9 protein-coding genes are annotated in these 12121 nt (G+C 39.5%); 1 reads left to right on the forward strand and 8 read right to left on the reverse strand.

Annotation, left to right across the window (positions count from 1 at the left end; all coding sequences use genetic code 11):
- Positions 1–49: 49 nt before the first annotated feature.
- Entirely contained in the window at positions 50–2479 is a 2430-nt protein-coding gene (locus tag AC6H0V_RS14715; protein ID WP_497560951.1) for an outer membrane beta-barrel protein, read from the forward strand.
- A 54-nt stretch (positions 2480–2533) separates the two neighbouring features.
- Here the strand turns inward: AC6H0V_RS14715 and AC6H0V_RS14720 are convergent, their stop codons facing one another.
- The 8 genes from AC6H0V_RS14720 to gltX all read right to left on the reverse strand — a co-directional run bounded on the left by AC6H0V_RS14720 (position 2534) and on the right by gltX (position 12010).
- Complete coding sequence (locus tag AC6H0V_RS14720; RefSeq protein WP_497560952.1) at positions 2534–2893, reverse strand: response regulator; 360 nt, start codon at positions 2891–2893, stop codon at positions 2534–2536.
- Between the two features lie 9 nt (positions 2894–2902).
- Positions 2903–3466, reverse strand: a complete 564-nt coding sequence (locus AC6H0V_RS14725) for a chemotaxis protein CheB (RefSeq protein WP_497560953.1) — start codon at positions 3464–3466, stop codon at positions 2903–2905.
- Positions 3467–3483: 17 nt separating this feature from the next.
- On the reverse strand, positions 3484–4311 hold the full coding sequence (locus AC6H0V_RS14730) for a CheR family methyltransferase (protein WP_497560954.1): 828 nt from the start codon (positions 4309–4311) through the stop codon (positions 3484–3486).
- Positions 4311–4685, reverse strand: coding sequence for a response regulator (locus AC6H0V_RS14735; RefSeq protein ID WP_497560955.1), 375 nt, complete (start codon positions 4683–4685; stop codon positions 4311–4313). The genes AC6H0V_RS14730 and AC6H0V_RS14735 overlap by 1 nt, the downstream gene beginning before the upstream one ends.
- An 18-nt stretch (positions 4686–4703) precedes the next feature.
- The gene (locus AC6H0V_RS14740) at positions 4704–8294 is read right to left on the reverse strand and encodes a response regulator (protein ID WP_497560956.1); all 3591 of its coding nucleotides are present in this window, start codon (positions 8292–8294) and stop codon (positions 4704–4706) included.
- The gene (locus tag AC6H0V_RS14745) at positions 8294–9436 is read right to left on the reverse strand and encodes an ATP-binding response regulator (RefSeq protein WP_497560957.1); all 1143 of its coding nucleotides are present in this window, start codon (positions 9434–9436) and stop codon (positions 8294–8296) included. Before AC6H0V_RS14745 ends, AC6H0V_RS14740 begins: the two co-directional genes overlap by 1 nt.
- A gap of 174 nt (positions 9437–9610) precedes the next feature.
- On the reverse strand, positions 9611–10450 hold the full coding sequence (gene ypfJ / locus AC6H0V_RS14750; protein WP_497560958.1) for a KPN_02809 family neutral zinc metallopeptidase: 840 nt from the start codon (positions 10448–10450) through the stop codon (positions 9611–9613).
- Positions 10451–10501: 51 nt separating this feature from the next.
- Complete coding sequence (gene gltX, locus AC6H0V_RS14755) at positions 10502–12010, reverse strand: glutamate--tRNA ligase (RefSeq protein ID WP_497560959.1); 1509 nt, start codon at positions 12008–12010, stop codon at positions 10502–10504.
- Positions 12011–12121 lie beyond the last annotated feature (111 nt).

Genomic DNA, 12121 nt, shown 5'->3' on the forward strand with positions numbered 1-12121 from the left:
GAGAACGCGATGGAATTTTTATGCTTTTTTTACCCAAACAAACACAACTATGAGACCTTTATACATTTTATTGCTAGCATTATTTATTGGATATACCGCTTCTGCCAATTCTAAATTAGGAACAATTAGCGGCACCATTGTAGACGACCAACACAAACCCATAGACTATGTTACTGTTGGGCTTTTTAAATCCTCTGATTCTACATTGGTAAAAACCGCCTTAACAACTCCAGATGGGAAGTATGAATTTATAAACATCAATACGGGAACCTATTATATCAAAGCAACGATGATGGGTTATGCTGCTTATAAAGGGAAATCATTTACTTTATCAGAAACTGATTTAACTATTAAGATCGATGAGATTCGTTTACAAGCTACCAGCAAAACTTTAAATGCAGTTAGCATCACCGCCACAAAGCCTTTAATAGAACGTAAAACGGATAAATTGGTAATAAATGTAGAGAATAGCAGTATCCTGTCAGGCTCTACGGCATTAGAAGTGCTTCAAAAAGCCCCTGGGGTTACGGTAGATCAGAACGACAAGATTGCCATGCAGGGAAAACAAGGCGTACTTATTCTGATAGATGGTAAACAAACCTACATGAGCAGTGCTGATGTGGCTAATCTATTAAGGAATATGCAGAGCTCTCAACTGGAAAGCATCGAATTAATCACTAATCCTTCATCTAAATACGATGCTTCGGGTAACTCAGGCATCATCAATATCAAAACCAAAAAGAATAAAAATGGAGGTACAAACGGAAGTGTTACCGCAAGCGCTGGTTATGGAAAGAGCTTTAGGGAAAGTGCCGGACTAAACCTTAACCATAGAACCCAGTCGGTAAATATTTTTGGAAATTACAACTTTAGTGAGGGCGGGAGAAGAAATTATATCGCCATAGATCGCATTTCTAACGGCACGCCCGACACCTATTTTATGCAGGAAGGGAATATGTTCCGTAAAATGAGAAACAATAATTTTAAAGCGGGAGTGGATGTTTTTATCGATAAAAAGAATACGATTGGCGTATTGGTAAATGGCTACTTAAACAATGGTTATGAAGACACGAGAAACTATACTCGTATTGGCCCGAATTATACGCAGATAGATTCTTCTGTTGTTGCTTCAACCTTACAGACCAACAAATACAACAACCTTTCTTATAACCTTAACTATAAATCAATATTAGATAGCGCTGGATCAGAAATCTCTGCCGATCTAGATTATTCGCTTTATAACGGGAATGATGGCGCAAATTATGCGAACAATTACTTATATGCAAATGGCACACCCATCAGACCAATAGACTATATCAGGAATTCGACACCAGCAAAAATAGATATTAAGGCATTTAAGGTAGATTACAATGTTTCGTTAAGTAAAAGTTTAAAATTAGAGGCTGGATTAAAAAGCAGTTGGGTTAAAACGAATAATGACTTAAGGGCCGAAGAATACAAAGCAAGCGTTTGGCAAAATGACATGCGCCGCAGCAATCAGTTTGTTTACGATGAGAACGTAAATGCGGCATATATCAACTTAAATAAACAATACAAAAACATCAGTGTGCAATTTGGTTTAAGGGTAGAACAAACCAATTCGAAAGGTAACCTAATTACCAGTAATAATGTAGTTAAAAGAAGTTATCTGGATTTCTTCCCTACTTTATATATTCAGCAAAAGCTGGATAAAGATAATGAAATTGGCTTTTCTTATGACCATCGGATTGATAGGCCGAGCTATGATGCCTTAAACCCTTTTGTTTATTATCTAGATCAATATACCTACAGCGAAGGAAATCCTTTCTTAAACCCACAGTACACCCATAACTTTGAAGTTTCTTATACCTTAATGCAAAAGTATTTGCTCTCTATAAACTATAGCCGTGTTAACGATGTAATTACAGAGGTGCTCTTACCTAATTCTGCACAAAAGGCGCTTTACCAAACAAACGCCAATCTCGCCCAAAACATTAGCTATGGCGCTAACTTGAATATTCCTGTTAAAGTTGCAAAATGGTGGGAAATGAATAACAATCTTAACATATTCCACCTTAGCTTTGAAACTCCAAACTTAGCCGGACAGGCGTTAAAAACTGGTAAAACATCCTTTCAGTTCAAATCTCAACAGAGCTTTACCATAGTTAGTGGTTTTACGGCAGAGTTGAGCGGCAACTACGAATCGCCTCTTGATTATGGAACCCTGAGCCTTGAGGCACGTTATTATATCGATATGGGTTTAAGTAAATCCTTATTTAATAAAAAGGCCAGTTTGAAATTTGGGCTAAGTGATCTATTTAACATAAGCAATACGAAATTAACAAGCGCATATCCAGGTTTGAAATACGATGTCTATCAGAAAAACGAATCACAAGTGGGACGTGTAAGTTTCACCTATCGTTTCGGCAAAAATGAAATAAAACCGGCACGCAGGCGAGCCACGGGAACCGAAACAGAACAGGGAAGGATGAAGAATTAAAAGATGGTCTGATTGGGCGTCTGGCCGACTGCTGCAACGCTTTTAGCTATGCGCTTAACCGATATGGCGCTTAACCATTTCTTCTAAAGTTTCGATATCAAAGGGCTTAGATAGGTAACTGTCTGCTCCCGCTTTTTCTGCTAAAACACTTACATCGTTGTTGGCAGAAAAGTAAATTACTGGAATATGTTTCAGATCGGGATGACCTTTTAGGGTTTGTGTGGCTTCAATACCGCCAATATCAGGCAGCCAATTATCCATGAAGATGATATCGGGCATAAAAGCAGCCACCTGCGCTACGATTTCATTTGAAGTGGCAGAGGTTCTGATCTCGTAACCTGCGTCTTCCAATATTAATGTACACAGTTCTAATATGTCGATATTATCATCAAAAATAAATACTTTTTTTGCCATTAGTTGAGGTTAATTTAGTGCGTTGATATAAGCTGCCATTCCTTCGATAGTTAGTACACGATTTACCGTTGTTTTTAGGATAGCTTGTGCCGGCATATACGATACTTGGGCACTATCTGGGTCTTGTACTATCACTTTACCTCCGAAGTTGTTTACGGTATTTAATCCATTTACCCCATCCGCATTAGAACCAGAGAGCAACATGCAGACAAGTTTATCGGCATATACCTCTGCCGCCGACTGGAAAGTTACATCTATTGATGGTCTTGAGTAATTAACTTTTTCTGAATAATCGAGCGAGAACGTGAAGTTTTTTTCAATCAACAAATGATAATCTGATGGTGCAATATAAATAGTTTTGGGTAAAATCGATTCCTTTTCTTCTACTTCCTTTACATTTAATTTCGTTTTGGCAGCTAAGAGGTCTGTTAATAGCGAATCAGTGCCCTGTTTGCGATGAACAACAATTATGATGGGGAATGGTATATCCAATCGGATTGCCGGAAGTATTTTGATCAATACATCCAAGCTTCCGGCCGAGCCGCCAATAACCAATGCCATACAATTTGTCATTCTGTTTATTTCGGTAATTATCCGCTAATTTTTTTCCAAATTTTTTCGGTTTCCAACCTTTTATAACGTTTGCTAATAGGCGAAAAATCGGTTGTTTCCTTAGTCCCTAATGCTAAAAACCCAAGGTTCTCTAAACTGCTATCAAACAGCTGCAATACCTTAAATTGCAGGTCGCGATCAAAATAAATAAGTACATTTCTACATAATATCAACTGAAATTCGTTAAAAGAACGATCAGAAACGAGGTTATGGGTAGAAAATATCATCTTTTCTTTAAGGTCCGTATCAAATTTTGCCAGCGAATAGTTTGCACTGTAATAGGACGAAAAATCTTTCGTACCCCCAGATGCAATATAATTTTCTGAGTATTGTTTCATTTGGCTTAAAGGAAACATTCCCTGCACGGCCTTTTCCAATACGGTAGGGTTAATGTCTGTAGCATAAATAAGCGACTTCTGAAGTAAATTTAATTCTTTTAAGACAATTGCCATAGAATATACTTCTTCTCCGGTAGAGCATCCCGCTAACCAGATCCTGATAAAGGGATAGGTGTTTAGTTTAGGCAGCACCTTTTCTCGAAGTGCTCTGTAGAATCCGGGATCGCGAAACATCTCGGTAACATTTACGGTAATCTGTTCTACAAATCTTCTAAAATATATGCTGTCGTTTCCAATCCGATACCTAAATTCTGCAAAACTTAAATGCTTATCCAATGAGAACAGCCTAACTAATCTTCTTTTTAAGGAAGCCCTAGAATAGCCCGTAAAATCATAACCATATTGTTCTAAGACATCAGTTATCAAGGTTTCTACCTGCTCGTCGGTTATGATAGCTAAATTTGGCACTAGATATAATTCTTTAACTGAAGTACAAGCTCATCTACATTTACTGGTTTGGAAATATAGCCAACTGCACCGGCAGCCAAACACCGTTCTTTATCCCCCAACATAGCTTGCGCAGTTACGGCTATAACAGGAACATCTCTCATTTCTGGGTCTTTTCTCATTTTACTCATCGCTTGGTACCCATCCATATCGGGCATCATCATATCCATTAATACCACTCCTATGTCTTTATTGGAAACCAACATATCGAACCCCTCTTCTGCACTAGCTGCGTCTAAGCATTCGTATTTTTTAGCCCTTAGTACTGCTTTTAAGGCAAAAATATTTCTACTATCGTCGTCTATTATTAATATTTTTTTTGCTTTAACTTCCATAAATTTTTAAAACCATCTTTAAACTCTATCATACAACCATACTCTCAATAAAGAAATCAATTGATCGATATCAACAGGCTTTGAGATATAATCTGATGCCCCCGCGGCAATGCACTTTTCCCTGTCGCCCATCATTGCCTTGGCGGTAACAGCCAAAATTGGCAATTGTTTGAAGCCTTGCATCGACCTAATCTGGCTAGTGGTTTGGTAGCCATCCAATTCTGGCATCATCATATCCATTAATACTACATCAACTTTTGGATTTTCGGCTAGAACCTTTAAAGCTTCTTTCCCATCAGTAGCCGCCAAAATCTTCATTTTATGTTGCTCTAAGGCTTTTGTTAGCGAAAATATATTCCTCACATCATCGTCGGCAATGAGTACAACCTTGTCCCGTAGCACTTCGTTAAGTCCATTCAAATCTCTGGTTAGCGGTTTGTCTTGCCTACTGTTCTCTTCTACCAAGTGCAGGAAAAGACCAGCTTCGTCTAAAATCCGCTGGTACGAATGGGCTGTTTTCAAAACAATAGAATCCGCGTACTGCTTAATTCGGGCTTCCTCGCCTTTTGATAAGCTTTTACCCGTAAAAATAATGATGGGCAGATTTTCTAGACCTTCGCTTTTTTTAATGGTTTCTAAGGTCTCATAAGCTCCCTTATCTGGCACACCCATATCTAAGATTACGCAATCAACCTCGTTTTTTTGTAGCGCTTCAATACTTTCGTTTACATTACGAACCACTAGTGTTTGTAAGTTGGCACGGCTTAGGTAATAACTTAACGCTTTTGCATGTTGCTCGTTCTCTTCAACTATCAGCACCTTTTTGGGATGTCTACTCAGCACGGTTTCCAGTTTTTCGAAAATCTGCTTCATGTGGTCCAGTGCCACTGGCTTATCGATGAAATCTACCGCCCCTTTTAATAAACTTTCTCTTTTAACCGAAAGGGATGACATGATATGTACAGGAATTGGTCGGGTATTAGGGTTCGACTTCAGTTCTTCCATTACCTGCCATCCATCTTTAATTGGTAATTGGATATCCAACAAGATAGCCAAAGGATGATATTGGTTTGCTAATTCTATGCCCGCATCCCCCCTTACCGCTACCAATCCTTTATAATTTCTTTTCCTGGTAAATTCTAACAATAATTTAGCAAATGAGGTATCGTCTTCGATAATTAAAATAACCTTATCACCGGGAACGATGCTATTCCTATCGTCTTCTACATCTCCTGGAATATGTTCTACCGTAAACCGCTCTGCAGGAGGAGGCAATAGGTTGGCAAACCTGTTCCTTTCTTGTATTTCTTTATTAACACGCTGTTCTTCTAAAAAAGAATCGTTATCCGAAAAATTAATCGGAATAGTTAGTGCAAATTCACTTCCAACTCCTTCTTCGCTGGTTAAAACAATTTCGCCGCCCAATAATATTGCCAATTGCTTGCTAATGGATAGCCCTAGCCCGGTACCTCCAAACTTCCGGCGAGTAGATCCATCAGCCTGTTGGAACGCTTCGAATACCATGTTAAGCTTATCTCTTGCAATGCCGATACCCGTATCTTTAACTTTAAATGTTAGTGTTCTATAGGCTTGATCTGAGCTAACATGAAGGCTAACCGAGCCTTTTGATGTGAATTTAAAAGCATTTGAAAGTAGGTTTTTTAAGATTTGCTCAACCCGCATTTTATCGGTACCAATAATTGGGGGCACATTTTTGTCTACGTCAACCAACAATTCTAACTGCTTGTCTTTTGCAATTGGACTGAACAGCGAACGAAGGTCGGTAACCACCTCTTCAACCTTAACCTCTACTATTTCGAGATCCATTTTACCGGCTTCGATTTTAGAAAGATCTAAAATCTCGTCTATTAGGCTCAATAATCCCTGGCCTGAGCTTTGGATCACAGAAGCATATTCGGTGTATTCTTTCTCCAGGTCTGCATTATCGGCCATCAATTTTGAAAGCAATAAAATAGAGTTGAGCGGAGTTCGCAGCTCGTGAGACATGTTTGCCAAAAACTCAGATTTGTACTTTGTGCTTTGCTCTAGCTGTTCTGCCTTTTGTTGTATGTCGAGGTTCCGTTCTTGGATCAGTTGATTTTTTTCTTCTAATAAGCTTGATCTTTCTTCTAGCTCTTGATTGCTCTGAAGAAGCTCTTCTTGTTGTACCCGCAGCTCTTCTTCTGAGGCCTGGATTTTTTGCGTCTGCGCTTCCAATTCGGCATTCAGTCCCTCTAGTTCGCTGTGCTGTGCCTGTAGTTCTTCGGCCTGTGCCTGTGTCTCCTCTAAAAAGTCTTGTAACTTCTTTCTGTTTTGTGCAACATGTATGGCAATGCCAATATTGTTAGAGATGCTATTTAAAAAATCAAATTTTCGCTGAGTATAGATATTTAACGATGCCAATTCGATTACCCCTATTACAAATCCATCCCTGTGAAGAGGAAACGCCAGCACATTTTTTGGTCTGGTATGCCCTGTACCATAGCTGATGGTAGACTCGTTATCGGGAATATTCTCTAACACCATCAATTTATCAGATTGAAAGCACTGCCCTACCAAGCCTTCTCCAATCGCTATTTTTGTTCTTTTTTCATTTTCATCTAATGCATATCCGCCTGCTAGATATAGATTCCTATCCTCTTCTAGAACATAAAATGCTCCTACATGGCTTTTGGTATGTTCAACAATATCAATTAACATGTCGTTGGCGAGTGTTCTTACATCTTTTTCGCCAACAATACTGTTGTTGAGTTTAGCAACCCCAGATTGGAGCCAATCTTTATCCTCAAGTAGGCTGAAAGAATATTGTAAAGATTCTGCCATTGAATTGAGGGATCCTGCTAAACTTCCCAGACCATCTTTTGCAACCTCATCTAATCTGATTTTATAATCACCACTAGAAATTTGGTAGGCAATGCCTTGGATTACCTGGATCCTGTGCTCTGTTTCATCATTAACATCCTGAAGTTTCTGTTGTAGCTTCATGCGCTCATCAAAATCAGAGGCTACCTTTCTGTAAAAGAAAATAGTAATCAATAACGATAAAATCGAAGCTAGAATAATAAGCAAAGGCGTATACCCCGCTAATCTATTTAAATCTGCGGTACGATTGTTAAGCAACCTTTTTTCTTCATCTTGCATATCGCGAATAATTCGCCTAGCACTATCCATATAGGTTTTGCCATTCAACAAAGTGGATTCTTCTACTTTGCCTCCTTTTCGTTTGATCTCAATGGTTTCGTCGATGATTTTTAAACGATCAACAATAATTCTGTTTAAATCTTTTAATTTTTGCTGCTGAAACGAGTTGTCCTTTGTTAGGTTGCTTAACCTTAGGTACAAGCTGTTCACTTTTCTTGTGGCCCCGGTGTAAGGCTCTAAGAATACATTATTGCCTGTTAGGAGATAACCCCTTTGTCCGGTTTCTGCATCTTTTAAATAAGAGATGATATTGTCTACCCCGTTTATGATCTCATTACTATGTGATACTTGATCAGAACTTCTAATCAAGTTTCTGATGCTGATAAAGGAGGCGAGAGAGCTAATGATCAGAATGATCAATGATAAACCAAGGCCTAAGCGAAGGTTACTTTTCAACGATAATTTCATTAAGAGCTAGTTTTAGAATCATCAAAATCTGTTATTAAGTTAGTTGGCATAAAGAAATAAAATTCTGATCCTTGTCCGAATTCGCTTCTTACACCAATTTGGCCGCCATGTCTACTAATAATTTCAGACGAGATATACAATCCAATGCCCAGCCCCTGAAACCTTTGGGAGGTTTCTTCTACTCGGTAAAATTTATCAAATACATGCGTTAATTGTTCTGGCAACATGCCAATACCATAATCTTTTACGGCAACATATAATTTGTCTTCGTTAACATTTAGCGTAAGTTCTATTTGGTTTGTTCCCGGAGAATACTTTATCGCATTGGTTAAAAAGTTAACGATCACCTGTTCGATCCGCATTTCATCGCCGTATATTTGGCAGTTAGCACTGCCTTTTTTGCGAATTGTAAACTCGGGATTGGATTGGTGCATTACTTCGATCACGTTATCCACAAGGGTATTTACATCAAAGTTCTTCTTGTTGAACTTTAGCTTCCCACTCTCAATTTTTGAGATGTCAAGTAAATCGGCAATAAGACTATTGAGTTTTTCGAGTTGCGATTGTGCTTTGCTAAGGTGCTTTTTAACCGTATCGGTATCTCCTTTTTGGACACTTCTTTCGAGCAATTGTACATACCCTTTGACACTGGTTAAGGGTGTTTTTAATTCGTGGCTAGCAATGCTGATGAATTCATCTTTTTTACGTTCCGCATCTTTACGAAATTCGATCTCTTCAAGCAGGGATTTTTGCATTTCGTTAAGCTTCCTGTTCTGATCATAAATTCGGTAAAACGTCTTTACTTTGAGCAGCAGAATATTCATATCTACCGGCTTGGTGATGTAATCCAAACCTCCAGACGAATATCCTTTTGCAATAAATCTAAATTCGGTATTGGCTGCTGATAAAAATATGATTGCGGTTTCTTTGGCCTTGCTATAACCAGAAATGGCTTCGGCAACTTCAAAGCCATCCATACCAGGCATCTGAACATCAAGAATGATCAATACATAAGAATTTTTTAAAACCTTCTTTAGTGCCTCTTCACCAGACGAAGCCGTATCTACTTCAAAGTCATGTTTTTCGAGTACCTTTTTTAAAGAAATTAGGTTCTCTGGTGTATCATCTACAATAAGGATCATTCACAAAATTTGTTAAAGCTGGCTCTTTGTTGTTGTTTGTTTGGTTTCAGAGCAATTTTAAACTAATAAAACCGCTATAAGAAATGAAAACAAAAAAAGTTAAAGATTGTTTTAACGTTTTTTGATTTCCAGGCTGATTTTAAGTCGGAACGCTTAACGCCACACGCTTAACTTCTACAACCTAGAAGCATTGAAGGTATCTCCTTGTTTAACATCGCCGGTTTCATATCCTTTTTTAAACCAGTACATCCGTTGGGCCGAGGTGCCGTGGGTAAAGGCATCGGGTACTATTTGGCCTTGGCTCTGTTGTTGAAGCTTATCATCACCAATTGCATTGGCTGCATTAAGTGCTTCGTCGATATCGCCTGCATCCATTTTAAATAATCCAGTTTTTTGGGTCTGATTGGCCCAAACCCCTGCATAAAAATCGGCTTGCAGTTCCAACATCACAGAAAGCTTATTGTACTCTACTTCACTTAATCTGCCTCTTGCTTCATCCATTTTGCCCGATGTGCCCAACAGGTTTTGAACATGATGGCCAACTTCGTGCGCAATTACATAGGCCTGTGCAAAATCTCCCGCTGCACCAAAGCGGTCTTTTAGCTCATTATAAAAAGTAAGATCGATATATATTTTATGGTCGCCTGGGCAGTAAAAAGGGCCTACCGCTGCGCTAGCATTTCCACAGGCCGATTGAACAGCGTCATCAAAGAGAACCAGCGTTGGTCTTTCATAATCCATTCCCATCGCTTTAAATTGTTCAATCCAAACCGAATCTGTGGATTCCAAAATTCCGGATACAAATTTCCCTTGGGCGTCTGTAGGGATCCCACGTTTGCCTTGTTGCTGTTCTTGGCCCGCGGGCATTTGACCAACAAGCCCGGTGAGATCTTTGCCAAAAATTAATCCTAGGATTACAATAACCACACTAAAACCACCGCCTATTGCTAAGCCGCCGCCCTTCATTCCTCGTCTATCGTCTACGTTTTCGCTACCTCTACCAAACCATTGCATAATTTCGTTGATTTAATTAAAATGTAAGGACAAATTAGGAAGCCAAATTGTTTAGCTAAAAACGATAATTCCTTTTGCAATCCTATTTTGGGTTTCGTTCTTGCCCAATAATTTCGCGATATCGAACACGCCCGGTCCAAATTTACCGCCAACAAGCATAATCCTTAAAGGCAACATTAATTCTCCGGGTTTTATGCCTTTGCTTTCAGCAAGGGCCTTAAACTGTTCTTCCCATTGTGTAGCCGAGGCCTCATCGTTAAGGTTTTGCGAAAATTCCTTGAAAAATGCCGCTTTTTCTTCGCTCCATTTTGGTTTCACCGCGGCTTCATCAAATGCGGTTGGGGCATTAAAAAAGTACTGTGATTGGGCTACAAAATCGCCTAACAATTGGCACCGGTCTTTTACCAAATCTATCACTTTTAGCAAAAGTGGCTTATCTGTAATTTCAATGCCCTCTTTGTTAAGCAAGCTGCTAACTGCAAGCTGTAAACTAGCAGCTGATGATCGTTTGATCCACTCCTGATTATACCACTTTGCCTTTTCGAAATCAAATTTTGCACCCGCTTTGCTAATTCTCTCAATGGAGAATGAACTGATCAGTTCTTCAATGGTAAAAATCTCTTTATCTGATCCGTCATTCCATCCCAACATGGCCAAAAGATTTACAAAGGCTTCTGGCATAAAGCCGAGTTCCTTAAAGCCTTTAATCACGTCGCCTGTTTTTGGATCTGTCCAGTTCATCGCATACACGGGGAAGCCTAAACGGTCTCCATCCCTTTTACTTAATTTTCCATTGCCATCCGGTTTCAGGATCAGCGGCGTGTGTGCCCACTGGGGCATCGAATCTTGCCAGCCAAGGTACTTCCACAACAATAAATGGATTGGAGCAGAAGGCAGCCATTCTTCGCCCCTAAAGGCATGAGAAATTTCCATCGCCTTATCATCCACCACAACAGCAAGATGGTAAGTAGGCATGCCATCAGCTTTTAATAGTACTTTATCGTCAACCAGATTGGTATCAAAACTAACTACTCCCCTTATCATGTCGGTAAAGGACACCTGCTCATTTTCCGGGATCTTGATCCGCACCACATAAGGGGCGTTTTGCGCTAGCAGTTCTTCCACTTCACCCTGTGTTAAGGTTAATGAATTTCGCATTTCCATTCGGCTTTGCTGGCCATATAAAAAGTTGGGATAACTGGCCCTTTTGGCATTTAATTCTTCGGGAGTATCAAAGGCATAATAGGCATATCCGTTTGCAACCAATTGCTCTGCATATTGCTTGTAACTTGCTTTCCGCTCACTTTGTCTGTATGGACCAAATGCGCCTGGACGCTGTGGACTTTCATCCGGCGTAATGCCGCACCAATCCAAACAATCTACGATATATTGTTCTGCGCCTTCGACAAAGCGGGTTTGGTCTGTATCTTCTACACGTAGAATAAATGTTCCCTTGTGCTGTTTGGCAAATAAATAATTGAATAGGGCTGTACGAACACCGCCCAAGTGTAAGCCCCCTGTTGGGCTTGGTGCAAATCTAACTCTGATATTCTTTTCCATTACGGGGCAAAGATAAGATTTCAATGTAAGATGTAAGATGGTAAAATGTCACATAGTGATGCCTTTGGCAGAAGATATACAAATTATAGCGTTTGCAGAGGTACATTTCAC

Source organism: Pedobacter sp. NO84, assembly GCF_059703915.1.

Excerpts from the sequence above, each read along its gene's own strand:
- AC6H0V_RS14715 (WP_497560951.1), top strand. The coding sequence starts at position 50 with ATGAGACCTTTATACATTTTATTGCTAGCATTATTTATTGGATATACC.
- AC6H0V_RS14720 (WP_497560952.1), bottom strand. The coding sequence starts at position 2,893 with ATGGCAAAAAAAGTATTTATTTTTGATGATAATATCGACATATTAGAA.
- AC6H0V_RS14725 (WP_497560953.1), bottom strand. The coding sequence starts at position 3,466 with ATGACAAATTGTATGGCATTGGTTATTGGCGGCTCGGCCGGAAGCTTG.
- AC6H0V_RS14735 (WP_497560955.1), bottom strand. The coding sequence starts at position 4,685 with ATGGAAGTTAAAGCAAAAAAAATATTAATAATAGACGACGATAGTAGA.
- AC6H0V_RS14740 (WP_497560956.1), bottom strand. The coding sequence starts at position 8,294 with ATGAAATTATCGTTGAAAAGTAACCTTCGCTTAGGCCTTGGTTTATCA.
- AC6H0V_RS14745 (WP_497560957.1), bottom strand. The coding sequence starts at position 9,436 with ATGATCCTTATTGTAGATGATACACCAGAGAACCTAATTTCTTTAAAA.
- ypfJ (WP_497560958.1), bottom strand. The coding sequence starts at position 10,450 with ATGCAATGGTTTGGTAGAGGTAGCGAAAACGTAGACGATAGACGAGGA.
- gltX (WP_497560959.1), bottom strand. The coding sequence starts at position 12,010 with ATGGAAAAGAATATCAGAGTTAGATTTGCACCAAGCCCAACAGGGGGC.